This is a genomic window from Dietzia sp. KRD202 (assembly GCF_017168155.1).
In the GTDB taxonomy this organism is placed as follows: Bacteria; Actinomycetota; Actinomycetes; order Mycobacteriales; family Mycobacteriaceae; genus Dietzia; species Dietzia kunjamensis.
This window is the reverse complement of record NZ_JABFAN010000011.1, coordinates 114,312-136,478: the sequence shown is the minus strand read 5'-3', so window position 1 is coordinate 136,478 and position 22,167 is coordinate 114,312. Positions and strand designations below refer to the sequence as shown.

Here is a 22,167-nt window from a genome sequence, read left to right as displayed (position 1 = left end):
GCGACGGGGCGAGACCGGATGGCGGGGCGAGACCTGGTGGCGGGGTGATGCCGGCGGCGGCGAGCGAGCCGCCCACCGAGGTCCGCACCTGCTCCTCCGCCTGCGCCGAGCCCGCCTGCGCCTGGTCCACCACCTGCTGCACCTCTGCCGGGAGGGCGACCGGCAACTGCGCGGACGCCACCGGGGCCGCCCCTCCGACGGCGATCAGCGCGGCGGCCACCACCGCTCCCGCGCGCGATAAGAGTGTGTCCATACCCGGATTATCGCCCACCCGGATCGCCTGGACGGGCGACTCGCAATCACGTTCCGGTCTCGTCCCCACGGACGTTCCCGGCGGGCGGGTGCCGAAACGGGGTCCGGGAGTTCGCGGGCCGGCTGACCCGCGAGTTGGGAATGGATAGGGTCGCGGCATGGCCACTCGGAGCAGTACCACCGGCCGGGTCCGGCTGCTGGCGTTCGGCGCCGCCGCCCTCCTCGGCGCCTCCGTCGCCGGGACGGCGTCCGGGATGTCGCCCTCGCCCGCCCCGCCCGCCGACCCCGCCGCGGTCGTGGAGACGGGCACACCGGCCGTGATCGATCCTCCCCCTCGGCCGGCGGCCGTCGACGAGCAGATGGTCCGCTCGGTCGCCCACCGGGTCCTGGAGGAACAGGGGCAGCCGGCCCACCTGACCGACGTGGACCTCGTCGCCCGCGACGTGCTGGCCGGCGGCCCCGTCGAGGCCAAAGAGGTGGACGAACTGATGCGTCAGACCCTGCTGGGGAACGGTCCCAGCGCCCCGGACGCCGTCGGCGAACCCGCGCCATCCCGGTGCCCACCGACCGCCCGGGCGTGCGTCGACGTCGACGGCAAGCGGGCCTGGATGGTCGACGACGGGGAGATCACCTACGGTCCCGTCCCCGTGACCACCGGCATGCCCGGCTACGAGACCGCGCGGGGCGCGCACCGGATCCTGCGGCATGTGCGCCACGACCACAGCCGGGTCTTCGACTCCCCGATGCCGTACTCGACCTACTTCACCGTGGACGGCATGGCATTCCACCAGGGTCGGCTGGACGAACCGTCCCACGGGTGCGTCCACCTGGGCCAGCAGGCGGCCGCACACTTCTTCGAGCAGCTGAGGGTCGGGGACGAGATCGTCGCATTCTGACCACGGGGCGGGGCGATCGTTGTGCACCTGAACCTGGTCGGGCCCCACATTCCGGTCTAGCGTCGTGGGCATGACAGGTCCTCCGCTGCCGCTGCCACGGCTCTCGGCCCCGGCGACGCGCGCCCTGGCCACCGCGGGAATCACCGACCTGCGGCACCTCGACGGCACCCCGGAGAAGGACGTCCTCGCGCTCCACGGGGTGGGACCGTCCCAGCTCGGCGTCCTGCGCGAGGCGCTGACCGCCGCCGGGCTCGCGTTCTCCGCCCCCGTGTCCCGGCCCGCGGCCACCGGCCGCAACGACAACACCGCGCTACTACCCACCGGGGCGCCGCCGAGGCAGTGGATCGAGGGCCTTCCCACCGCTCGGCGCGTCGACGACGGCCTGCGGCTGCTCGCGATGTTCGACGAGGTCACCGGGGAGCCGGCCTCGATGTGGGCCGGTTCGATCGTCGGATACGGACACAGCCACTACGTCTACGACAGCGGCCGGGAGGGCGACACCTTCGTGGTGGGCTTCAGCCCGAGGTCGTCGGCAACATCCCTCTACGGGCTCCTGGGCGGGCCGGACGAGGAGGAGCAACTGGCCCGACTCGGCCCCCACAAGAGCGGGAAGGGCTGCCTCTACGTGACCAGGCTCGACCAGATCGACGCCCGCGCGCTGCGCGACATGGTCGCCAGCGCGTGGGACCGGCGGGCGGCCGGCGCGGGGGCGCCTTGACCGGCGACCCGAGCGCCGGCCGGGCCGCAGCCCCACCCGGCCGCGGCCCCACCCGGCCGGCCGGCCGCCGCCGTCAGTCGCGCGGCAGCGGCTTGACCATCGGGAACAGGATGGTCTCGCGGATGCCCAGGCCGGTCAGCGCCATGAGCAGCCGGTCGATCCCCATCCCGAGCCCGGTGGTCGGCGGCATGCCCTGCTCCATCGCGGCGAGGAACTCCTCGTCAAGCACCATCGCCTCGTCGTCACCCGCCGCCGCGAGCCGTGCCTGGTCCTCGAAGCGCTGACGCTGGATGACGGGATCGACGAGCTCCGAGTAGCCGGTCGCCAGCTCGAATCCGCGGACGTACAGGTCCCATTTCTCCGTGACCCCGCGGTCGGTGCGGTGATCGCGGGTCAACGGCGAGGTCTCCACGGGGAAGTCCCGCACGAAGACCGGTCCGTCGAGCTGATCGCCGCACAGGTGCTCCCAGAGCTCCTCGACGAGCTTGCCGTGCAGCCACCCCTGGCCACTGGGGACCTCCAGCCCGACCCTGCCCGCCAGTTCGGTGAGCTCGTCGACCGTCGAGTCGACCGTGACGGGGTCCTCGTCGTCGTCCCCCACCACCCCGGGGTGCTTGGCGCGCAGCGCCTCGTTGAGGGACGGGTACATCCGCATCTCGCGCCACTGACCGCCGAGGTCGTACTCGGTGCCGTCGGCGAGCGTGACCGTCGTGGAGCCGAACACCGCGTGCGCGACCTCCTGGATGACCTCGCGGATCATCGTGGCTGACGTGTCGTAGTCCCCGTAGGCCTGATAGGTCTCGAGCATCGCGAACTCGGGACTGTGCGAGGAGTCCACGCCCTCGTTGCGGAAGTTGCGGTTGATCTCGAAGACCCGCTCGATCCCGCCCACCACGCAGCGCTTGAGGAACAGCTCGGGGGCGATGCGCAGGTAGAGGTCCAGGTCGAGCGCGTTGGAATGGGTGATGAACGGCCGGGCCGCCGCGCCGCCGTGCAGGGTCTGCAGCATCGGCGTCTCCACCTCGAGGAAGCCGCGCTTCTCCAGCGCGTCTCGCAGGGCGCGGACCACCTTGATGCGGGTGATGGCGTTGCGGCGGGCGGCGTCCCGCATGATGAGGTCGGTGTAGCGCTGGCGGACCCGGGTGTCCTCGCTCAGTTCCTTGTGCGCCACCGGCAGCGGGCGCAGCGACTTGGCCGCCAGCACCCAGGAATCGGCCATGACGGACAGCTCACCGCGCTTGGACCGGACCACCCGGCCGGTCACCGAGACGTGGTCACCCAGGTCGACGTCCTGCTTCCACGCGTCGAGCCGCTCCTGGCCGACGGCTGCCAGCGAGAGCATCACCTGCAGCTGCGGGGTGAGCGGTCCCACCTCCCCCTCCGCCACCGGGGCGGACAGGTCCGCCGACGGGTCGAGACCGTCCTGCAGGCGCACGAAGCACAGCTTGCCGGTGTTGCGGATGAACAGGACCCGGCCCGCCACCGAGACCCGGGCGTCGGTCTCCTCACCCGGCTCCAGCGCGGCGAAGCGGGGGTCCGAGGTGATCTCGGCGAGCCCGTGGGTACGGGGGACCTCCACCGGGTAGGCCTGCGCCCCGGAGTCGAGGATGCGCTGCCGCTTGTCGCGGCGGATGCGCAGCTGCTCAGGGGTGTCGTCGGCGGGCTCACCGGTGGCGGCCCCGGGCGCGGCGGGAGTCGAATCGGTCACGACTGTCGAGGATAGTCGTGACCGGCCCGGGGACCGAACCCGTGGGCTGCGACCCGTCGGCCTCAGGCCATGTCCAGGACGTGCAGCTCCAATCGGTCGGACAGCGCCTCGATCGCGGCGGCCGCGCGCACACTGTTGCCGTGCTCGTCCAACCTGGGCGAGTATGCGGCCACCCCGAGCCGGCCGGGCACCACCGCGAACAGGCACCCCGAGACGCCGCTCTTGGCGGGCAGACCCACCTGGTAGACCCAGTCCCCGGCCGCGTCGTACATGCCGCACGTGAACATCACACTGTTGGCGTAGCGCACCGCCCGTCGACCCAGGACCTGCTCACCGTCACCCGGCAGCCGCCCGCCGCCCGCGAACATCGCGGCCATGTGCGCCAGCTCGCGGGTGTCCACCCGGATGGCGCACTGCCGGCCGTACCCGGAGACCACCTGGTGGGGGTCGTCGGCCAGGGTGCCTTCCTCCGCGAGCAGATGCGCCAGCGCCTGGTTCCGGTGGGCGCTCCGGGCCTCGATGTCGATGATCTGCTGGTCGACCTCGACCTCCCGGCCCACGAGGCGGGAGAACATCACGCGGATCTGTTCGAAACGGGTGTCCTCGTCGTCGTCCTCCTCCCCCACGAGCGCGTGCGCGGCCAGCGCGCCGGCGTTGACGAGGGCGTTGGGGGCGCGGCCGGTGCCGGCCTCGAGGGAGATCTCGTTGAACGGGTCCCCGGAGGGTTCCACCCCGATCCGCTTCGCGACCACGTCGACGCCCTTCTGGTCCAGCGCGAGCGCGTAGACGAACGGCTTGGACGCGGACTGCAGGTCGAAGAGCGTCTCGTCATCGCCGGCCGAGACGACGTGGCCGTCCAGGTCGCAGACCGCCAGCGCGAGGGCGTCGGGGTGGGGGTGCTCGTAGTCGCCGAGGTGAGGGACGACGTCGCCGGAGGCGTCCTCCCGGACCTCGTCGAGGATCTCGGCCAGCAGGTCTGCGGAGATGTCCGTCATGGTGCGACCGTACCGGCGCCGGCGTGTCGACGCCCCCGGTCGACCGGGCTCAGTGGGCCGAGATGGCCGAGCGCTCCCGCAGCAGGTGGTCGGCCCCGGAGAGCAGGGCAAGCGCCCGGGCGGCCCGGAGCGCGTCGTGGCCGCCGTCCACCGCGCGGACCCCGCGGACGCCGCGCGAATGGAGCTCCAGGGCGAACAGTTCGGCGTCGAGGCCGTCGTCGCTGACGAGGACGACCGCCCTGCCGTCGGCGACGGCGGCGAGCGGCGCCGCCGATCGGGGGTCGAGGAGGTCGACGACGGGCCGGGCCTCCACCGCGACGGCGCCCGCGAGCACTCCCTGGCGCTCACGCTGGGCCCGGGACCGGATGTCGACGACGAGGGCGCCCGCACGGACCGCCGCGGGGTAGTCGCCGGCGGCGAGGGTGGTCGCGGCGCCCGTGCTGGACGACGTCGCCGGGGCGGGGGTTCCCGTCGTGGCGGAGGTGGTGCTGAAGCTGGTGGTCATGCGGTGCTCCCGGGAGGGGTGAGGGCGGCTGGGGTGTGGCGGGGGCCTGCCGGTCGGGGACACCTGTGCTGGACGCGCGCGGAGGCCACCGGACCGGCCGGGGGCATTCGTCGCGTTGTCATGCGGGCCCCGTCCCCCTCGACCGCCCGACAGCCCGCCGTCTTCATCGGACACGGCGTTCCCCTCAACGCCCTCGAGGAGAACGAGTGGACCCGCCAGTGGGCCGCCCTCGGCGCATCCCTTCCCGAGCGGCCGCGGGCCGTACTGGCGGTGTCGGCGCACTGGTACATAGGCGCCACGGCGGTCACCGCGATGTCGGCGCCGCGCACCATCCACGACTTCTACGGCTTCCCCCGCGAGCTCAACGAGTTCGAGTACCCCGCCGCGGGCGCCCCGGAACTCGTGGACGAGGTGGCCGATGTCGTCAAGCCCACCTGGGTCGGCGCCGACCAGGACTCCTGGGGCCTGGACCACGGCACGTGGTCCGTCCTCACGCACGTGTTCCCCGACGCGGACGTGCCGGTGGCCCAGTTGTCCGTGGACGCGTCCAAGCCGGCGGGTTACCACTTCGACCTGGGCACCCGGCTGGCCGCCCTGCGGGATTCGGGCGTCCTCGTGCTGGCCAGCGGCAACGTGGTGCACAACCTCGCGGCGGTGGACCCGTCGCTCGGCGACACGGGCACCGACTGGGCCCACCGGTTCGACGACCACGCCCGGGAGTTGCTCACCACGCGCCCCGAGGACGCCCTCGCGCTGACCGAGCACCCGGACGCCCGGCTGGCCGTGCCCACGGCGGACCACTTCCTGCCGCTGCTGTACACGGCGGGAATGGCGGCGGGCTCCGGCGAGACGCTCGACGCGTTCACCAGGGGCTACGCCTGGGGCTCGGTCTCCATGACCAGCTACCGCTCGGCGGCCTGAGCCCTGGGCCCCGGGCCCGGTCTCCCTCCCGCGTCCGGCGGCCGCGCGGGCCTGAGCCACGGCCCCGGCATCCGCTCGGCCGCCTGCTCGCCCCCCGACAGTCGCTTCTCTCGATGGCGTCTCGCGCGCCCCGCGGTGCAGGCCAGACGCCATCGCCGCGGGCGGCTGCGTTTCCGGCGGACAGGGGCGCGAGCGAGAGTCCATGCGCGGGAGCCCCTGCGTGCGAGGCAGGACCTCGGCGAGTTGCTCAGCTCAGGAATTCCTCTCGAACACCAACCGCAGGCCCTCCAGCGCCAGTTCGGGCTCGACGTCGGTGATGGTCCGGGATTCCTCCGCCACCACGTCCGCGCGCAGCCCCGTGAGGACGACGGAGGCGTTGGCGAGCTCGGGGACGTCGGTGCGCAGCCGGCCCACGAGTGCGTCGATCTGGCCGGCGAACCCGATCACGATGCCGGCCTGGAGTGCCGCGACGGTATTTTTGCCCAGCGCCCCCTTGGGTCGCACGACCTCGATCTTGCGCAGGGCGGCGGCGCGCTCGGCGAGGGCGTCGACGGAGATGTCGATGCCGGGCGCGATCGCCCCACCGAGCAGCTCGCCGCGGGCGGAGACGGCGTCGACGGTGGTCGCCGTGTCGACGTCGACGACGACGACGGGCCCCTCGAACAGCGTGTGGGCGGCCAACGCGTTGACCACACGGTCCGAGCCCACCTCCCGCGGGTTGTCGACCTTGAGCGGCACCCCGGTCTTCACCCCGGGCGCGACGACGACGGCCGGCAGTCCCGGCCAGTAGTCGGCGGCCATCCGGCGCAGTTCCCCGGTGACAGACGGGACCACGGACATCGCGGAGATTCCGGTGAGCTGCTGCGCGCAGTCCCCCAGCAGGCCGCGGATCGTCAGGGCGAGTTCGTCCGAGGTCACCGCCGGTGACGTGCGCATACTCCAGGTGCGCACGAGCGGCCCGCCGCCCGGGGGGAAGATGCCGAGCCGGATGTGGGTGTTGCCGACGTCGACGGTGAGCAGCATCTTCTGTCCGCGCTGCCTAGACGGCGGCGGGCTCCGGCACGCGGGGGTTCTTCAGACCCGAGCCCTCGGGCACGTCCGCGGGGTCGGTGCCCTCGGTGAGCATGCGGTTGTCGCCGTCGACGAACACCACGCGGGGGGAGTAGGCCCGCGCCTCGGCGTCGGACATCTGGGCGTAGGCGATGATGATGACCAGGTCGCCGGGGTGCACGAGGTGGGCGGCGGCACCGTTGATGCTGATCACGCCGGAGCCGCGCTCGCCGGTGATGGCGTAGGTGGTCAGGCGGGCGCCGTTGTCGATGTCGACGATGTCGATCTGCTGGCCCTCGAGCAGGTCGGCGGCGTCCATGAGGTCGGCGTCGATCGTGCAGGAACCGACGTAGTGCAGGTCGGCCTGGGTGACGGTGGCACGGTGGATCTTGGAGTGGAGCATGGTGCGCTGCATCTACTGGCCTTCCTCGAGGTCACGGGCCATCTCGGCCTGTTGGGCGGCGACGGTGGCCTCGGCGGCGGCGACGAAGCCGGTACCGATCGCCACGCCGACGTTGTCGATGAGTCTGGTGGTCCCGATGCGGGCCGCGACGAGAAGCCTGCCGGGACCCTCCTCCGGCGGTTCCCCGAGGTCCCCGGCGCGCAGCTCGAGGTAGTCGATCGAGATCTGCGGCCGCTCGTCCAGGACCGCGCGGGCGGCGTCGACGACGGCCCGGCGTCCGCCCTTCGCGGCGAACGTCCCCGCCACGAGGGCGGCGTTGAGGACGGTGGCCGCTTCCCGCTCCTCGGCGGACAGGTAGCGGTTGCGGGAGCTCATCGCCAGCCCGTCCGACTCCCGGATGGTCGGGACGCCGACCACGCGCACGTCCATGTCCAGGTCCGTCACCATCTGGCGGATGAGCACCAACTGCTGGTAGTCCTTCTCCCCGAAGAACGCCTGGTGGGGGGAGACGATGTTGAACAACTTGTTCACCACGGTGAGCATCCCGGCGAAGTGGCCGGGTCGCGCGGCCCCGTCGAGGATCTCACCGGTCGGGCCGGGCTGCACCGTCGTGCGGGGGCCGTCCGGGTACATGGTGGCCGCGCTGGGCGCGAAGACGAGTTCCACGCCGGCGTCGGCGAGCCGGGCCACGTCCTCGTCGAGGGTGCGCGGGTAGGCGTCGAGGTCCTCGCCGGGCCCGAACTGCAGCGGGTTGACGAAGATCGACACCACCACGACCGACCCCGGGGTGCGGCGGGCCGCCTCGACCAGCGCGAGATGCCCCTCGTGGAGGGCACCCATGGTGGGGACGAACGTGATCTGCTTGCCGACCTTGCGCAGCGACTCGGTGACCGCGCGCAGCGAGGACGGGTCGTGGTGAATGGTCAGCTCACCCCGGTTGTATCCGGTGTTCGGGCGACCGGGGACCGCGGTCCGGACCGCGAAGGTGGTGGGGGTCATCGAAGCTGCTCCGTGAGGTCGGGGGCCAAGAGGTCGGTCACGTCGGCTCCGGCCCCGACGCGGTCGGCGGTGCGCAGCGCGAGCGCCCGGTAGCCGGCGGCGATGCCCCCGTCGACGTCCTCGAGGGCATCGAGGTGACGGGAGACCGTGACGGCGTCACCGCGCATCACCGGACCGGTCAGGGCCGAGTCCCCGGAGGCCAGGACGTTGTCGAGGGCGGCCCGCAGGAGCGGCTCCAGGGTGCGGCGCGCGAGCGCCTCCGCGTCCTGCCCGAGCATGCCGTCGGGATCGCCCTCGACTCCGCCCCCGGGCAGGACGGCGAACGACGCGGCGAGCGCCTCGGCGGCGTCGTTCACGAGGGTGACGAGGTGGTTGGCGCCGTGCGCGAGGGCCGCGTGGTAGAGGGCCCGGTGGGATTCGGCGACGGTGACGGGCAGGCCACCGGTCTCCATGACCAGCATCTGGCCGACGACCAGTCCGATCTCGTCCGGGGAGGTGAGCGCCCACGAGCACCCCTCCATGCGGTCGATATCGGCCGCTCCCCCGGTGAAGGTCATGGCCGGGTGCGCGGCGACGACCACGGCTCCGGCGTCGGCGGCGGGGCGCAGGACCTCCGCGCCCACCGCGCCGGCCACGTGGACGACGATGTGGCCCGGACGGAAGGCGTTCGCGTCGGCGAGCTCGGCCACGACCCCGGGCAGGGCCGAGTCCGGCACCGCGAGGATGAGGAGTTCGCCCGCCGCCGCCGCGCCGGCGGGATCGGTGGTGCGGGCCTCGGGGAGGCGGCGGGCAGCGAGGTCCCGCGACTGCGACGAGCGTGCGACGAGGGCGGAGACGACGTGTCCCCGCCGCTCGAGCGCGGCGCCCACAGCGGTGCCCACGCGACCCGCGGACACGAGGCCGATGGACAGGCGGGCAGGGGGTGTTCCGGTGACGCCGTGGTCGGACATCTCAGGGTTCTCCAGTGCTCGATCCGTTCCAGGCCCACTCACTGATGGTGGGTCCCGGACATCTCGCAGGCGAGAGTAGTCGCGGCTGCGGCCACGAGCAGCATCGAGTGGCGTACTTCACACAACCGGTGCGAGGGGCGGCGCCACCGTCGGCGCGGCTCAGTCCTCCGCGCGACGGCGGCGGCGACCCGAAGTGGATTCGGACCCCTCCCCCAGCCGCGCCATGAGTTCTGCCACCGACAGACCCGAGCCCTCACCGTGGCGACTCGGCGAAGCCGACTCGGTGGCCGGGGCCTGCGTCGACTGCGACCGCGGCAGCGTGGCCGTCTCGCCGGCCGTGGCGGGCGACTCGTGTTTGCCGGCCTTCTCGGAGGGCGTGGGCGACTCGTGCTTGCCGGCCTTCTCGGAAGGGGTGGGCGACTCGTGCTTGCCGGCCTTCTCCGAGGAGCCGGACGCGGCCGCGCCCCCGGACGCCGCCGGGGATCCCGACGCGGCGGTCTTGTCCGACGTGGCGCCCTCGACGGCCGACGCCGCGGGCCGGGAGCTCGTGCTCGTGCTCGTATTCGCGGGCGTACGCGCGGGCTCGGGCGAGCTGGCGGGCTCGGGCCGTGCCTGCGGTCGCGAGGTGGCGCCGGAGCCGAAGCCGGAGCTGCTGCCGGCGCTGCTGCCGGCACCGGAACGCGCATCGCGCGCGCCGGACGTGGGGCGCACCGCCGGGCGACGGGGATCCCCCGTCGGCGTATCCGACCGGGACTCCCGATCGGAGACCGGGGACAGTCGCTCGGTCCGCTCGGTGCTCGGGGTGGCGTCCGGACCGACGCCGGAGGCCGATGATGCGGGGGACCGCGTCGCGCCGGAAGCGGAACCGGGACCCGCAACCGGGCCGGTGTCCGATCCCGGGGCACGCCGACGGGGCGACACCCGCTCGGACGGGACGGACGGCAGCGACGATCCCGCACCCAGCTGCCCGGCGGGGCCGAGCCCGCCGACCGCGAAGCGGTCCTCGGGGAGACTGACGCCCAGTGCGCCGAGCTGCTCGCGCAGCGCCGCGATCTCCTGCCGCAGTGCGACGATCGAGTCACTGGTCTCGGCGCGTACCGAGGCCCGCAGGTCCCGCTCCACGACGAGCTCGTGCTCCCGGCGGGCGGAGATCTCCCTCTCGAGCTGCAGTTCGTAGACGGTGTGCAGGTCGCGGACCCTGGCGGCCTCGGTGGCGGCCTGCCGCCGGTACCGGGCGACGAGGAACGCGCCGATGAACGCGGCCCACAGTGCGGAGAGTGTCCCGATGCGCATCCAGACGGGATTGTCGGAGAAAACCATCACGATCGTGGCGATGAGCGCCAGGAGGAGCAGCACCCCCAGGGCGATGTTCGCCAGTCCACGATCGTCGCCTCGCGCGGGGCGAGCTGACCGGGGCTTGTCCATCGCGCCGTCGGAACTCATGCCCCGCATGATACGCGGAGAATCACGGGTCACACGGGTAACCAGCGCGTGTCTGCGGTAACGGGGGCGGGCGTGAGAGGACCGGTCCGGCCCGGGCCCCTCAGGCGGGGTCGGCGAGGCCGCCGTTCTCGTCGTCGTCGGGGGGCGTCTCACACGCCGATTCGAGGAAGAGTCCCGCCGCCACCAGCACCGCGCCGGACACCAGGACGGCGACTGATGCGGGCAGCTCCGCGCCCGCCACCGCGAGGTCGCCGAGCCGTGACAGGAAGAACAGCGTCAGCCCGGCCCCTGCCCCGGCGCCCGCGGCGCCGAGCACGGCGGAGGCCTGTCCGAGGGCGGCGCTGCGGGCGATGGTGAGCGGGTGCATCTGGCTGCGGTCCTGCCCGACGCCGCCGTCGGAGATCGCGGCGCGGATCCGCAGGGACAGCAGCACGTCGACCACCGCGATCGCCACGAGGGTCACCCAGCCGAAGCCGATCGGGGTCACAGCGCCGAGGAAGGACCCGGTGAGAACGTAGGCGGCCACCGCCGCGACGAGCGCCACCAGGACGAGGGTGGACTTCGCGACACGCGTCATGTCACTCCCCCCGGGCCGCCGGGAGCCAACGGATCGGGCAGCCGGCGCACCGCGGCGACGTCCCCGGGATCGAGCGCGTCGAGACACTCCCGGACCGGCACCCCGTCCAGCCGGGCGGCCGGGTCGATCTCCAGCCACGGGACCATCACGAAGGCCCGCTCGGCCGCGCGGGGGTGCGGCAGCGTGAGCCCCGGGTCGTCGGACGCCACCGGCTCACCGTCCAGCTCGGCGGTCACCACGTCCACGTCGAGGGTCCGCGGACCCCAGCGCACCTCGCGGGTCCGGCCCGCGGCCCTCTCGCGGGCGAAACCCCACTCGAGGACGTCCGTCGGGGAACCGGGATGGTCGACGACGAGGACGGCGTTGAGGAAGTCGTCCTGCTCGACGCCGCCCCACGGCGGGGTGGCGTACACCGACGAGACCGCGCGCAGGATGCCGTCCGCGGCCGCGGCGTCGACGACCCCCCGCAGCAGCGAGAGAGCGTCCCCCTGGTTGCCGCCGATCGACAGCACCGCCCGGCAGCTCACCGCGCTCCCCCCGCGGCGCTCCCGCCCGCGCGCGAGCGGTGGGCCACGACGGCGACGTCGGCGAACTCCGCCGGGATCGGCGCCTGGGGCTTGTGCAGGGTCACCTCCACCGCGTCCGCACCAGGGGCCATCTCCATGATCCCGTCGGCGATCCGCGAGGCGACGGTCTCGATCAGGTCGAGCGATGGTCCGGCCACCACATCACGGGCGAACAGGGCCAGCGCCCCGTAGTCGACGGTGTCGGCCAGGTCGTCGGACGCGGCGGCGGCCGTGAAGTCGGTCCACAGGACGAGGTCGACCAGGAAGTCCTGGCCGTCCCGCTTCTCGTGCTCGAAGACCCCGTGCGTGCCGCGCACCTTCAGGCCCCGCAGTTCGATCCGGTCGAGTTCGCTGCGATCCGCCATCAGTTCACCCCCGCCCGTCCGGCCGCCCACGCGGCGGCCACCCTCACCGCGTCCGCACTGGGGCCCACGTCATGGACCCGGACCGCCCACGCGCCGGCGGCGGCGGAGAGCGACGTGATCGCGGCCGTCGCCGGATCGCGGCCCGCCACCTCGCGCGGTCGGGCGTCCGATCCGGGCAGCAGCGACCCGAGGAACCGTTTGCGGGACGCGGCGACGAGTACCGGGAACCCCAGCTCGATCAGTCGGTCCAGCCCGTGCAGCAGCGCCCAGTTGTCGTCGGCGTCCTTGGCGAAGCCGAGGCCCGGGTCGAGCACGATGCCGGCGGCGTCGACCCCCGCGGCGATCGCGGCGTCGGCGCGGCGGGCCAGGTGGTCACGCACCGCACCCACGACGTCCCCGCCGTAGTCGGATCGGCCTCCCGCGCCGGCGCGGTACTCGTCCGGAGACACCCAGTGCATGAGGATGACGGAGGCGCGGTATTCGGCCACGACCCTCAACATGTCGGGGTCGGCGAGCCCGCCCGAGACGTCGTTGACGATCGCCGCGCCCTCCTCGAGGGCACGCGACGCCACCCCGGCGCGCATGGTGTCCACCGAGACCGGCGCGAGGCCGGACACCGCACGGACCAGCGGGACGACCCGCTGCTCCTCGTCCGACTCCTCGACGCGGAGGGCGCCGGGCCGGGTGGACTCCCCACCGATGTCGATGAGGTCGGCGCCGTCGGAGACCATGCGTCGGGCGTGCGCGACGGCATCGTGATGCGCGAGGTGGCGCCCACCGTCGGAGAAGGAATCGGCCGTGACGTTGAGGACGCCCATCACCGCGCACCGGTCCGGGCGGGGCAGCAGACCGGGCGCGCTCACGTCCCGCGCAGGAGGCCGAGCGCCTCCGCCCTGGTGGAGGCGTTGGTCCGCATGTTGCCGCGGACGGCCGAGGTGGTGGTGACCGCCCCCGCCTTCTGGATCCCCCGCATCGACATGCACAGGTGCTCGCACTCGATCACCACGAGCACGCCCGAGGGCGCGAGCCTGTCGACCAGCGCGTCGGCGACCTGACTGGTGAGCCGTTCCTGGACCTGGGGCCGCTTGGCGTAGAGATCCACCAGTCTGGCGAGCTTGCTCAGACCGGTGACCGCCCCGGACTGTCCCGGGATGTAGCCGATGTGGGCGACGCCGTGGAAGGGCACCAGGTGGTGTTCGCAGGTCGAGTAGATGGGGATGTCCCGCACCAACACGAGCTCGCGGTGGTCCTCGTCGAAGGTCCTGGACAGCACCTCCGACGGGTCTGTGTACAGCCCGGAGAAGACCTCGCGGTAGGCCCTGGCCACCCGCGCGGGTGTGTCCTGCAGCCCCTCGCGCTCCGGGTCCTCGCCCACGGCGATCAACAGCTCGCGGACCGCGGCCTCGGCGCGCTCGGCATCGAAGACCCGCCCCGTGGGGAGCGACCGGGCATCGGCGGCGGGTATGTGGTCAGGCGTCGTCATACATTCCTCTTCTCGCACGGAGTCGACCGTGCGGTCAGTCCTCACGTTCCCACGGCGCACGCCAGTCGGCGTCCTTGTCCTCACGGCGGTGCGAACCGCGGTCCACGGCGCCCGGGGTCGACCCGCCGGACGCGTCGCCGTCACCGCCGTCGCCCACCGCCGACCACGCTCGGGTCGGGGCCTCGGACGGCCCCTCGCTCCGACCGGCCCGTTCCGGACCGTCAGCGCTCCCGGATCCTTCCGTGCCCCCGGTTCCGTTGGTGCTCCCGGAGCCGTTGGTGCTCCCGGAGCCGTCGTTCCTCTGCAGGCCCTCGGGCGCGGCCGGCAGGCGGGTGGTCTCGGCCCCGCTCGGCCCCCGGTCACCGCGGTGCGCGGGCTGACGCGGGGGCCAGCCCGGCGCCGACCAGCCCGGGGGCGGCGGCGTGCCGTAGGCCGGGATACCGGTCGGACGCTGCCCGCCGCCGGCGGGCGCGCCGCGGCCGGAGCCGACACCGGTCATCCCCACAGGGGCGCCGACGCCGTTGCGGTCACCCCCGTTGTCGCCGGGGCCGTCCGCCTCGCCCGGGTCCCGGGCGTCATCGGCGTCGCGGCCGGCCGGGAGAACCGGCATCGCGAACGGATCGGTCACCGGCGGGGGCCACGGCTCGCCACGCTCCTTGGCCAGTTCCCCCGGGGTCTTGATGGGCGGACGGGTCGACGGGATGCGTCCACCGAAGTCGTCGAACTCGGTGATCCGCGGCCGCTTGACCACGTCGGCGAACAGTCTCTCGAGGTCGTCCTGCCGCAGGGTCTCCTTCTCGAGGAGCTCGCCCGCGACCGCGTCGAGGATGTCGCGGTTGGACTCGAGGACCTGCCAGGCCTCGGTGTGGGCGGAGTCGATGATGCGGCGCACCTCGTCGTCGATGATCTTGGCGACCTCGGGCGAGTACTCCCCCGCCGCGGAACCGCCGCGGCCGAGGAACGGGTCCCCGCCCTCGCCGCCGTACTTCACCGCACCGAGTTTCGCGCTCATGCCGTACTCGGCGACCATCGTCCGCGCGATCCTGGTGGCCTGTTCGATATCCGAGCTCGCGCCCGAGGTGGGCTCGCCGAAGACGTACTCCTCGGCGGCGCGACCACCCATCGCCATGACGACCCGGGCGATCATGTCCGCCCGCGTCATCAAGGACTTGTCGTCCTCGGGCACCACCAACGCGTGGCCACCGGTGCGGCCGCGCGCGAGGATGGTGACCTTGTGGACGGGCTCGAGGTCCTCCATCGCCCACGCCGCCAGCGCGTGGCCGGACTCGTGGTACGCGGTGACCTTCTTCTCGTGCTCGCTGATCACACGGTGCTTGCGGCGGGGGCCGCCCACCACCCGGTCGGTGGCCTCCTCGAGGATGTCGATGTCGATCTCGTCGCGTCCCAACCGGGCCGCGAGCAGGGCGCCCTCGTTGAGCACGTTGGCCAGGTCCGCGCCCGACATACCGATCGTGCGCCTGGCCAGCGAGGTCATGTTCACGTTCTCGGCCAGCGGCTTGCCCGCGGAGTGCACGGCGAGGATCGCCTCGCGGCCCTTGAGGTCGGGATTGGTCACCGGGACCTGGCGGTCGAAACGGCCCGGCCGCAGTAGCGCCGGGTCGAGGACGTCAGGGCGGTTGGTCGCGGCGATCATGATGACGGTCTCGCGGTCGCTGAACCCGTCCATCTCGACCAGCAGCTGGTTGAGCGTCTGCTCACGCTCGTCGTGGCCGCCGCCGGTGCCCGAGCCACGGTGCCGGCCCACCGCGTCGATCTCGTCGACGAACACGATGCAGGGCGCGTTCTGCTTGGCCTTCTCGAACAGGTCACGCACCCGCGAGGCGCCGACACCGACGAACATCTCGACGAAGTCCGAACCCGAGATGGAGTAGAACGGCACACCGGCCTCACCCGCGACCGCGCGGGCCAGCAGGGTCTTGCCCGTTCCGGGCGGGCCGTAGAGCAGAACACCGCGCGGGATCTTGGCGCCGAGACGCTCGTAGCGCGCCGGGTTCTGGAGGAAGTCCTTGATCTCGTTGAGTTCCTCGACCGCCTCGTCCTCGCCCGCGACGTCGGCGAACGTGGTCTGGGGCATGTCCTTGGTGAACTCCACGGCGCGCGACTTGCCCACACCGAACAGTCCGCCCTTGCCGCCCTGCATGCGGGACATGAAGTAGAACAGCAACCCGAACAGGATGAGCATCGGCAGCAGGAACGAGAGCATCTGCGACAGGAAACCCTGCTGGTTGACCGCGGTGTCGTACTTCTCGGGCTCCGCCGCGGCCACCCGGTCGAAGACCTGGTCCGCCGCCCGCTCCGGGTACTTGGCGAGGAGCTTGTCGGTCTCGTCCGCACCGTCCTCCGGGGCGATCGGGGTCTCGAGCGTGAGCCGGAGCTGCTGCTCCCGGTCCTCGATCAGCGCCTCTTTCACGTTCCCCGCGTCGACCTGCGCCAACGCCACCGACGTGTCGACCTCGGCGTAGTCGCGGTCATCGCCTGTGAAGAACGAGAAGCCGACGATCGCCAGGATGATCACACCCGCGATCGCGACGTTGCGGAAGACGGTATTGCTCTTGCGTTCCATTCGGTCCTCGTGTGGAAGGACGGCCCAGCCGGTCGACGGGCCCGGTCGTGCATCCGACTGGAGTCGGTATCGTCCCAGGCTACCCGCCGAGCGGGACCTCCCACCGTGATGATCGCCATGGGCGGACACCGCCGGGGTCGTACGATCATGGCCGTGACCACCGACCCCCTCTCCGCCTCCGAGATCGCCGAGGCCGTACGCACCGGCGCCGTCGGCGCGCTGGCCACCCTCGACGCGGCCCTCGACCGGGTGGGCGACCTCGATCCCTCGCTGCACGCCTTCACCACCCTGCTGCGGGCGGACGGTCGCGCGGCCGGGGCCGCCGTCGACGCCGCGAGCCCGGCCGACCGCGCGGCACTGCCCCTGGCCGGGGTGCCGCTGGCCATCAAGAGCACCGTCACCCTGGACAACCCGGTCGTCGCCCCGTTGCTGGCGGCGGGCGCGGTGCCGGTGGGCATCACCGCGGCGCCCCAGTTGTGCACCTGGGGGATGACCGATTCCGACGCCCACGGCATCACCCGCAATCCGCGCGACCTCGCCCTGTCCGCCGGCGGGTCCTCGGGGGGGTCCGCGGCGGCGGTGGCCTCCGGCATGGTCCCACTCGCGGTGGGCGACGACGGGATGGGTTCACTGCGCATTCCCGCCGCGGCGTGCGGGATCGTCACCATCAAACCGGGGCCCGGCGTCGTCCCCACCCGACTGGCCGGAGACAACTGGGGCGGCCTGGCCGAATCGGGTCCGCTGGCCAGGACCGTCGGCGACGTCGCGCTGGCGCTGTCGGTGATGGCCGGTCGGCCGGAGCTCGCGGACGTCGGCCCGGTCCCCGGCGGGACGCGTATCGGCCTGTCCGTGGCCAGCCCGATCCGGCTGGGCCGCGATCTGGTGCGCATCCACGCGCCCTGGACGCGCGCGGCGCGGGAGGCCGCGGAGGTGCTGCGGGGAGCCGGCCTCGTCGTCGTCGACACCACCCTGCCCTCCCCCACCGACCCCGTCCTCTATCTGGCGCGCTGGACCACCGGCGTCGCACGGGCGGCGGAGGACGAGAACCTACCCCTGTCCGCCATGGAGCGACGCACCCGGCACCACGCACTGCTCGGCCGGACGGTCTTCCGGCGCGGCGGCGCGGGGGACGGGGACACACGCTGGAACCGTGGCGCGGAGGCGCTCCGCGCGGAGGTCGAACGGGCGATGGACTCGGCGGGGATCGACGTGTGGCTCACCCCGTCGCTGGCGGACGTGCCACCCGAGGCGACCGACTGGCACCGACGCTCGTGGGGCCGGTCACTGTGGGCGTCGATGAGGTTCTCGCCGTTCACCCCGCTGGCCAACGTGCTCGGCTGGCCCGCCGTGTCCGTCCCGTGCGGCACCACCCACACCCCCCTCGGCCGGGTCCTGCCCACGTCGGTCCAGCTCGTCGGGCGGCCCGGTTCGGAGGCGACACTGCTCGCGCTGGCGGCGGCGATCGAGAGCGGCGGTCGCTGACACTGGCCGGCAGGGGCGGGTCGGCGGGCCGCGTGGCGTCAGTCCTCCGGCAGGTCGGCGAACCTCTTCTTGACGTCCCGGTACCACCCGAGTGACTGCCGCGGCCGCCGCCACCGGCTCTTCATGTCCTCGCGCGCCGGCACGTGGGCGTCGTCGCCGGCCCCGACGCGCTCCTTGAGGTGGGCGTCCTGGGCGTTGATCACCTCGTCCGCGGTGTCACCGCGGTGCGGCAGATCGCAGGGCCCACCCAGGTCCTTGCAGGTAATGGTCTTCATGGGGTCGATCCTCCCTGTCCGGACGACGCCGGAGCGCGTCGCCTCACCCTGATGACGAGCAGGCGGCCGGAAGTGTGACCGCCCCGCTCATCTCGGCTCGCCCTCGCTGCGGCGGCGGATCGCGGCGAGCACGACCGGGTCCGCACGGAAGTCGATGCGGCTGACCACGCCGCCGGCGATCCGGAAGTCGAACGCCACCCGGGCCACGCCGCGATCGAACCAGGCCGCGCCCGGCCGCCCGTGGACGAACACCGGCAACGCCGCGGCGGCGGCCCCGTTGAAGAACTCCGCCACCGCGTCGCGGCCCTCGATGCCGACCGGGGTACCGAGGCCGACCGCGATCGGATCACCGGCCACCACCACGTCCGGCGCGAGGAGACCGAGCAGCCGGGTGAACTCACCGTTGCGTGCGGCGTCGAGGAAGGCGTCGACGACGAGCCAGTCCGCCTTCTCGACGCCGGGACCCGCTACCGCGAGCTTCGCGCGCGCCCTCGACGCCTGTTTGCGAGCCGCGGCCGGTGAGCAGTCCAACACGTCGGCGATCGTGGCGAAGTCGACCGAGAACGAGTCGTGCAGCACGAACGCCACCCGCTCGGCAGGGGCGAGTCGGTCGAGCACGACGTGCAGTGCCGCGCCCATCGACTCCGCGAGGAGCACCTCGTCGGACGGGCCCGGATCCGGTGCCGGACTGTCGACGGGCTCCGTCGGGGGCGGGACGACGGCCTTGAGCCGATCCAGGCAGAGGCGGGTCACGACGGTGGTGAGCCACGCCGGGAGTGAGTCGACCGCCCGGGTGTCGGCCCGCGCCAGCCGGAGCCACGCCTGCTGGACCACGTCCTCCGCCTCCACCGGGTCACCGAGCACGCGGGCGGCGATCCGGACGAGCCGGGGTCGTTCACTCTCGAATTCGGAGGTGCGGTCCACGCCGCCATTCTCCCCCGGCGCCCCCGATCCGACAGCGTGACCGGAGTCTTGGCGATCCCCGGCCCCGCGGCGGAGGCCTGGTTAGCATCAGGTCGACGCCGCACCGCGTGGCGCCGCCGTCCGGATATCGCCAACCGGTGCCCCGCCGGGCGCCGACAGGAAGGAACGATCATGGGAAGCCTGGGAATCCTCGCCGCCGGCTCCGCCGAGTTCGCACTCGACTCGGGTTCCACCCTCGCCGACATGGGCACCCGCCTGCCGTCGCTGATCCTCCAGTTCGCCGACGCGCTGTTCAACGGGATCGCCGGTGACCTCGTCTCCAGCGTCGGCGACTGACGCCCGGTAGCCGCCGCGCAGGGACCGACATCCCGGCCCGCAACGCCGTGATCCACCCGGGAAACCGCGTGGATCACGGCGTTTTCCTGATTCGGCACGACCTTGACTCGACCCGATAAAGAGAGCATCATCTTTCGCGAGGGAAGTGATCCTCATCACTTTTTACGCGGTTTCATCAATCCGGAGAACTGGTCTCCGGCCGCCCCTCATCCGTCAAGGGAAAGGATCACCACTATGGGCAGCCTCGCGGAGTTCGCTGAAGGTTCCAGCCAGTTCGCTATCAACTCGGGGTCAACCCTGGTCGATTTCGGCACCGGCCTCCCATCTCTCGTCCTCATGTTGCTGGATGCGGTCGGGTTCGGCACCTCTGTCGATCTCACCGCCAGCGTTGAGTGAGTCACCGGGCGACAGCCTCACAGAATCGTGAGCGCCCCGCAGTAGCCGCCGACCACCGGGTCGGCGGCTACTCCCGTTGTCGACGCGAGACGCCCCGGTCAGGCGTACTGCTGCACGATCCGGCGCTTGACCAGCTTGCCGGTGGGGGTGCGGGGCAGTTCGTCCACGAAGTCCAGGCCCCGCGGGATCTTGAAGTCGGAGATCTTCCCGCGCAGGGCGCCGAGGATCTCGTCGGCGAGGCCGGGGTCGCCCGCACGGTCGGCGGCCGGTACCACCACGGCGTGCACGCTCTCGCCCATCTCCTCGTCCGGGATCCCGATCACGGCGACGTCCTCGACCGCCGGGTGCAGGACCAGGGCGTTCTCGATCTCCTGCGGGTAGATGTTCACCCCGCCCGAGATGATGGTGAACGCCTTGCGGTCGGTGAGGTAGAGGAAGCGGTCCTCGTCGAGGTAGCCCACGTCGCCGAAGGTGGACCAGTTGGGGTGCTCGGGGTGGAAGACGGACGCCGTCTTCTCCGGGTCGCCGTGGTACGAGAACGTGCCCTCGTCCTGCTGCCAGTAGATGGTGCCGATCTCGCCGGTGGGCAGCTCGTTGCCCTCCTCGTCGCAGATGTGCGCGATGCCCTTGAGTCCGTCGCGACCCACCGAACCGGGGCGTTCGAGCGCCTCCTGCGAGTTGATGAACGTGATGCCCATGCCCTCGGTGGCCGAGTAGTACTCGTGGATCACCGGGCCCCACCACTCGATCATCCGCCGCTTGACCTCGGGCGGGCACGGCGCGGCGGCGTGGATCGCGTGGGTCATGCTGGACACGTCGTAACGCGCCCGCGTCTCCTCCGGCAGCTTGAGCATGCGCACGAACATCGTCGGCACCCACTGCGAGTGCGTCACCCGGTACTCCTGGATGAGCCGCAGCGCCTCCTCCGCGTCGAAGCGGTCCATGAGGATCACGGTCCCGCCGACGGAGTTGACCACGCCGCAGAACCGCAGCGGGGCCGCGTGGTACAGCGGTGCCGGGCACAGGTAGACACTGTCGGCGTTGAAGGCGTACAGGAAGCTGAACACCGGCGTGTAGCTGTCCGGCACCTCGTCGATCTGCCCTTCCGGCGGGTCGACGCGCACGCCCTTCGGCCGGCCGGTCGTGCCGGAGGAGTAGAGGAAGTCGTGGCCGCGGGGCTGGTCGGCGGGCGGCTCGGTCGACCTGCCCTCGAGCAGCGTCCGGTAGTCCTCGAACCCCTCCAGCGCGCCGCCGAACACCACGCGGTGCTCCACGCCCGGATGCGCCTTCGGGGAGACGTCGACGTGGTCGGCGACCGGGGCGGAGACGAACAGCGCCCGGGCCCCGCAGTCGCCGATGATGTACGACGACTCGTCCGCAGTGAGGTGGTGGTTGATGGCCGCGATGTACAGGCCGCAGCGCAGCGCCCCCCAGTAGATCTCCAGCATCTCCAGGGTGTTGTCCGAGACCACGGCGATCGTGTCGCCGGGACGCAGCCCCCAGTCGTCGGCCAGGAGATGCGCGAGCTGCGCGGAACGCGCCTCGAGCTCGGCGTACGTGATCTGCTCCCCCGTCGCCGGGCGGATGGCCGCGGGCTTGTCGGGAGTGGTGGCGGCGAAGGTTCCTGGAAACATGCTGCCAGGCTAACCGCCGAATGTGATCTGGATCACGAATTAGACAGACACGTGTCCAGCAGTCCTCGCGTCAGGAGTACATGCGCGGGTGCAGCCTGCCGATGTACGGCAGATCGCGGTAACGCTCGGCGAAGTCGAGGCCGTACCCCACCACGAACTCGTTGGGGATGTCGAACCCGATCTCGAGGATGTCCAGGTCCGCCTTCACCGCGTCGGGCTTGCGCAGCAGGGTGACGATCTCCAGCGACCGCGGGTTGCGGGTGCGCAGGTTGCGCATGAGCCAGGACAGGGTCAGCCCGGAGTCGATGATGTCCTCGACGATGATCACGTCACGGTCGGCGATGTCGCGGTCGAGGTCCTTGAGGATCCGCACCACACCGGAGGAACTGGTGGAGGAGCCGTACGAGCTGACGGCCATGAACTCCATCTCGGACGGGATGGGGAGGGCCCGGGCGAAGTCGGAGACGAAGATCGCGGCGCCCTTGAGGACGGCGACCAGCACGACCTCCTTCTCGACGTTCGCGTAGCGCTCGCCGACGGTGGCGGCCATCTCGGCGATCCGCTCGCGGATCGTCTCCTCGTCGAGCAGGACCGATTCGATCTCGTCCGCGTACTTGTCCGTGGTCATCTACGTCCCCGCTCCGCTCGCCCGGTCGTTCTCCAGGACCACCTTTCCACGTCGGCGCCGGGCGACCAACCTGGCCG

The 22,167-nt window shown here is 72.4% G+C and carries 25 protein-coding genes; 6 read left to right on the top strand and 19 right to left on the bottom strand.

Features of this window, described 5'->3' with window-relative positions; translation table 11 throughout:
- A partial coding sequence (locus tag J1M64_RS07355) for a hypothetical protein (RefSeq protein WP_206473786.1) occupies nucleotides 1-253 on the bottom strand: 253 nt, incomplete at its 3' end.
- A gap of 157 nt (nucleotides 254-410) precedes the next feature.
- On the opposite strand from J1M64_RS07355, the gene J1M64_RS07350 reads away from it, so the two are divergent.
- A complete protein-coding gene (locus tag J1M64_RS07350) occupies nucleotides 411-1,148 on the top strand; it encodes a L,D-transpeptidase (protein WP_206473785.1) in 738 nt (245 codons plus the stop codon).
- 70 nt (nucleotides 1,149-1,218) lie between these two features.
- Entirely contained in the window at nucleotides 1,219-1,866 is a 648-nt protein-coding gene (locus tag J1M64_RS07345) for a DUF1801 domain-containing protein (RefSeq protein ID WP_206473784.1), read from the top strand.
- A 73-nt stretch (nucleotides 1,867-1,939) separates the two neighbouring features.
- On the opposite strand, the gene lysS is transcribed toward J1M64_RS07345, so the two are convergent.
- From lysS to J1M64_RS07330, 3 genes are all read right to left on the bottom strand, one after another.
- Nucleotides 1,940-3,574, bottom strand: a complete 1,635-nt coding sequence (gene lysS, locus J1M64_RS07340; RefSeq protein ID WP_206473783.1) for a lysine--tRNA ligase — start codon at nucleotides 3,572-3,574, stop codon at nucleotides 1,940-1,942.
- 62 nt (nucleotides 3,575-3,636) lie between these two features.
- Nucleotides 3,637-4,569 carry a glutaminase A gene (glsA, locus tag J1M64_RS07335; protein ID WP_067711597.1) on the bottom strand — a complete coding sequence of 311 codons (933 nt, stop codon included), beginning with the start codon at nucleotides 4,567-4,569 and terminating at the stop codon, nucleotides 3,637-3,639.
- Nucleotides 4,570-4,618: 49 nt separating this feature from the next.
- Nucleotides 4,619-5,074: a rhodanese-like domain-containing protein gene (locus J1M64_RS07330; RefSeq protein WP_067711594.1), complete on the bottom strand. Its 456-nt coding sequence runs from the start codon at nucleotides 5,072-5,074 to the stop codon at nucleotides 4,619-4,621.
- A gap of 120 nt (nucleotides 5,075-5,194) precedes the next feature.
- Between J1M64_RS07330 and ygiD the strand changes: the two genes are divergently transcribed.
- Complete coding sequence (gene ygiD, locus J1M64_RS07325; RefSeq protein WP_206473782.1) at nucleotides 5,195-5,995, top strand: 4,5-DOPA dioxygenase extradiol; 801 nt, start codon at nucleotides 5,195-5,197, stop codon at nucleotides 5,993-5,995.
- Nucleotides 5,996-6,247: 252 nt separating this feature from the next.
- On the opposite strand, the gene J1M64_RS07320 is transcribed toward ygiD, so the two are convergent.
- The 11 genes from J1M64_RS07320 to ftsH form a co-directional block, all read right to left on the bottom strand.
- The gene (locus J1M64_RS07320; RefSeq protein ID WP_206473781.1) at nucleotides 6,248-7,018 is read right to left on the bottom strand and encodes a type III pantothenate kinase; all 771 of its coding nucleotides are present in this window, start codon (nucleotides 7,016-7,018) and stop codon (nucleotides 6,248-6,250) included.
- Between the two features lie 16 nt (nucleotides 7,019-7,034).
- Nucleotides 7,035-7,460, bottom strand: a complete 426-nt coding sequence (gene panD / locus J1M64_RS07315) for an aspartate 1-decarboxylase (RefSeq protein WP_067711586.1) — start codon at nucleotides 7,458-7,460, stop codon at nucleotides 7,035-7,037.
- A complete protein-coding gene (panC, locus tag J1M64_RS07310; RefSeq protein ID WP_067711584.1) occupies nucleotides 7,461-8,447 on the bottom strand; it encodes a pantoate--beta-alanine ligase in 987 nt (328 codons plus the stop codon). It lies immediately after the preceding gene.
- Nucleotides 8,444-9,397, bottom strand: coding sequence for a Rossmann-like and DUF2520 domain-containing protein (locus J1M64_RS07305; RefSeq protein ID WP_067711581.1), 954 nt, complete (start codon nucleotides 9,395-9,397; stop codon nucleotides 8,444-8,446). Before J1M64_RS07305 ends, panC begins: the two co-directional genes overlap by 4 nt.
- 159 nt (nucleotides 9,398-9,556) lie before the next feature.
- Nucleotides 9,557-10,840, bottom strand: coding sequence for a DUF6779 domain-containing protein (locus tag J1M64_RS07300; RefSeq protein WP_206473780.1), 1,284 nt, complete (start codon nucleotides 10,838-10,840; stop codon nucleotides 9,557-9,559).
- Between the two features lie 100 nt (nucleotides 10,841-10,940).
- Nucleotides 10,941-11,417 carry a DUF3180 domain-containing protein gene (locus tag J1M64_RS07295; RefSeq protein WP_067711578.1) on the bottom strand — a complete coding sequence of 159 codons (477 nt, stop codon included), beginning with the start codon at nucleotides 11,415-11,417 and terminating at the stop codon, nucleotides 10,941-10,943.
- Nucleotides 11,414-11,944 carry a 2-amino-4-hydroxy-6-hydroxymethyldihydropteridine diphosphokinase gene (gene folK / locus J1M64_RS07290; RefSeq protein ID WP_067711575.1) on the bottom strand — a complete coding sequence of 177 codons (531 nt, stop codon included), beginning with the start codon at nucleotides 11,942-11,944 and terminating at the stop codon, nucleotides 11,414-11,416. The genes J1M64_RS07295 and folK overlap by 4 nt, the downstream gene beginning before the upstream one ends.
- Entirely contained in the window at nucleotides 11,941-12,348 is a 408-nt protein-coding gene (folB, locus tag J1M64_RS07285) for a dihydroneopterin aldolase (protein WP_069389588.1), read from the bottom strand. The genes folK and folB overlap by 4 nt, the downstream gene beginning before the upstream one ends.
- Entirely contained in the window at nucleotides 12,348-13,166 is an 819-nt protein-coding gene (gene folP, locus J1M64_RS07280) for a dihydropteroate synthase (RefSeq protein ID WP_096907356.1), read from the bottom strand. The genes folB and folP overlap by 1 nt, the downstream gene beginning before the upstream one ends.
- Nucleotides 13,167-13,207: 41 nt before the next feature.
- Nucleotides 13,208-13,831: a GTP cyclohydrolase I FolE gene (folE, locus tag J1M64_RS07275; protein WP_067711572.1), complete on the bottom strand. Its 624-nt coding sequence runs from the start codon at nucleotides 13,829-13,831 to the stop codon at nucleotides 13,208-13,210.
- 34 nt (nucleotides 13,832-13,865) lie between these two features.
- Entirely contained in the window at nucleotides 13,866-16,415 is a 2,550-nt protein-coding gene (gene ftsH / locus J1M64_RS07270) for an ATP-dependent zinc metalloprotease FtsH (RefSeq protein WP_206473779.1), read from the bottom strand.
- 147 nt (nucleotides 16,416-16,562) lie between these two features.
- Here ftsH and J1M64_RS07265 point away from each other — a divergent pair, with 147 nt between their 5' ends.
- Complete coding sequence (locus J1M64_RS07265; RefSeq protein ID WP_241261257.1) at nucleotides 16,563-17,897, top strand: amidase; 1,335 nt, start codon at nucleotides 16,563-16,565, stop codon at nucleotides 17,895-17,897.
- A gap of 38 nt (nucleotides 17,898-17,935) precedes the next feature.
- Here J1M64_RS07265 and J1M64_RS07260 read toward each other — a convergent pair whose 3' ends face one another.
- Complete coding sequence (locus J1M64_RS07260) at nucleotides 17,936-18,172, bottom strand: DUF1059 domain-containing protein (protein ID WP_206473776.1); 237 nt, start codon at nucleotides 18,170-18,172, stop codon at nucleotides 17,936-17,938.
- A gap of 87 nt (nucleotides 18,173-18,259) precedes the next feature.
- Nucleotides 18,260-19,096 (bottom strand): sigma-70 family RNA polymerase sigma factor, encoded by an 837-nt coding sequence (locus J1M64_RS07255; RefSeq protein WP_206473775.1) that lies wholly within the window; start codon nucleotides 19,094-19,096, stop codon nucleotides 18,260-18,262.
- Nucleotides 19,097-19,267: 171 nt separating this feature from the next.
- On the opposite strand from J1M64_RS07255, the gene J1M64_RS07250 reads away from it, so the two are divergent.
- Both J1M64_RS07250 and J1M64_RS07245 read left to right on the top strand, forming a co-directional pair.
- Nucleotides 19,268-19,432 (top strand): hypothetical protein, encoded by a 165-nt coding sequence (locus J1M64_RS07250; protein WP_181694360.1) that lies wholly within the window; start codon nucleotides 19,268-19,270, stop codon nucleotides 19,430-19,432.
- A gap of 234 nt (nucleotides 19,433-19,666) precedes the next feature.
- On the top strand, nucleotides 19,667-19,828 hold the full coding sequence (locus J1M64_RS07245; protein WP_181694361.1) for a hypothetical protein: 162 nt from the start codon (nucleotides 19,667-19,669) through the stop codon (nucleotides 19,826-19,828).
- A gap of 98 nt (nucleotides 19,829-19,926) precedes the next feature.
- Here the strand turns inward: J1M64_RS07245 and J1M64_RS07240 are convergent, their stop codons facing one another.
- Together J1M64_RS07240 and hpt are read right to left on the bottom strand one after the other, a co-directional pair.
- On the bottom strand, nucleotides 19,927-21,462 hold the full coding sequence (locus J1M64_RS07240) for an acyl-CoA synthetase (RefSeq protein ID WP_206473774.1): 1,536 nt from the start codon (nucleotides 21,460-21,462) through the stop codon (nucleotides 19,927-19,929).
- Between the two features lie 70 nt (nucleotides 21,463-21,532).
- Nucleotides 21,533-22,090 (bottom strand): hypoxanthine phosphoribosyltransferase, encoded by a 558-nt coding sequence (hpt, locus tag J1M64_RS07235; RefSeq protein WP_206473773.1) that lies wholly within the window; start codon nucleotides 22,088-22,090, stop codon nucleotides 21,533-21,535.
- Nucleotides 22,091-22,167: the final 77 nt, after the last annotated feature.

Excerpts from the sequence above, each read along its gene's own strand:
- ygiD (WP_206473782.1), top strand. The coding sequence starts at position 5,195 with ATGCGGGCCCCGTCCCCCTCGACCGCCCGACAGCCCGCCGTCTTCATC.
- J1M64_RS07245 (WP_181694361.1), top strand. The coding sequence starts at position 19,667 with ATGGGCAGCCTCGCGGAGTTCGCTGAAGGTTCCAGCCAGTTCGCTATC.
- hpt (WP_206473773.1), bottom strand. The coding sequence starts at position 22,090 with ATGACCACGGACAAGTACGCGGACGAGATCGAATCGGTCCTGCTCGAC.
- J1M64_RS07265 (WP_241261257.1), top strand. The coding sequence starts at position 16,563 with ATGGCCGTGACCACCGACCCCCTCTCCGCCTCCGAGATCGCCGAGGCC.
- ftsH (WP_206473779.1), bottom strand. The coding sequence starts at position 16,415 with ATGGAACGCAAGAGCAATACCGTCTTCCGCAACGTCGCGATCGCGGGT.
- folB (WP_069389588.1), bottom strand. The coding sequence starts at position 12,348 with ATGGCGGATCGCAGCGAACTCGACCGGATCGAACTGCGGGGCCTGAAG.
- J1M64_RS07240 (WP_206473774.1), bottom strand. The coding sequence starts at position 21,462 with ATGTTTCCAGGAACCTTCGCCGCCACCACTCCCGACAAGCCCGCGGCC.
- J1M64_RS07305 (WP_067711581.1), bottom strand. The coding sequence starts at position 9,397 with ATGTCCGACCACGGCGTCACCGGAACACCCCCTGCCCGCCTGTCCATC.
- folE (WP_067711572.1), bottom strand. The coding sequence starts at position 13,831 with ATGACGACGCCTGACCACATACCCGCCGCCGATGCCCGGTCGCTCCCC.
- folP (WP_096907356.1), bottom strand. The coding sequence starts at position 13,166 with ATGGGCGTCCTCAACGTCACGGCCGATTCCTTCTCCGACGGTGGGCGC.
- J1M64_RS07300 (WP_206473780.1), bottom strand. The coding sequence starts at position 10,840 with ATGAGTTCCGACGGCGCGATGGACAAGCCCCGGTCAGCTCGCCCCGCG.
- J1M64_RS07320 (WP_206473781.1), bottom strand. The coding sequence starts at position 7,018 with ATGCTGCTCACCGTCGACGTCGGCAACACCCACATCCGGCTCGGCATC.
- J1M64_RS07350 (WP_206473785.1), top strand. The coding sequence starts at position 411 with ATGGCCACTCGGAGCAGTACCACCGGCCGGGTCCGGCTGCTGGCGTTC.
- J1M64_RS07250 (WP_181694360.1), top strand. The coding sequence starts at position 19,268 with ATGGGAAGCCTGGGAATCCTCGCCGCCGGCTCCGCCGAGTTCGCACTC.
- J1M64_RS07330 (WP_067711594.1), bottom strand. The coding sequence starts at position 5,074 with ATGACCACCAGCTTCAGCACCACCTCCGCCACGACGGGAACCCCCGCC.
- J1M64_RS07295 (WP_067711578.1), bottom strand. The coding sequence starts at position 11,417 with ATGACGCGTGTCGCGAAGTCCACCCTCGTCCTGGTGGCGCTCGTCGCG.
- panC (WP_067711584.1), bottom strand. The coding sequence starts at position 8,447 with ATGACCCCCACCACCTTCGCGGTCCGGACCGCGGTCCCCGGTCGCCCG.
- panD (WP_067711586.1), bottom strand. The coding sequence starts at position 7,460 with ATGCAGCGCACCATGCTCCACTCCAAGATCCACCGTGCCACCGTCACC.
- J1M64_RS07345 (WP_206473784.1), top strand. The coding sequence starts at position 1,219 with ATGACAGGTCCTCCGCTGCCGCTGCCACGGCTCTCGGCCCCGGCGACG.
- glsA (WP_067711597.1), bottom strand. The coding sequence starts at position 4,569 with ATGACGGACATCTCCGCAGACCTGCTGGCCGAGATCCTCGACGAGGTC.
- J1M64_RS07260 (WP_206473776.1), bottom strand. The coding sequence starts at position 18,172 with ATGAAGACCATTACCTGCAAGGACCTGGGTGGGCCCTGCGATCTGCCG.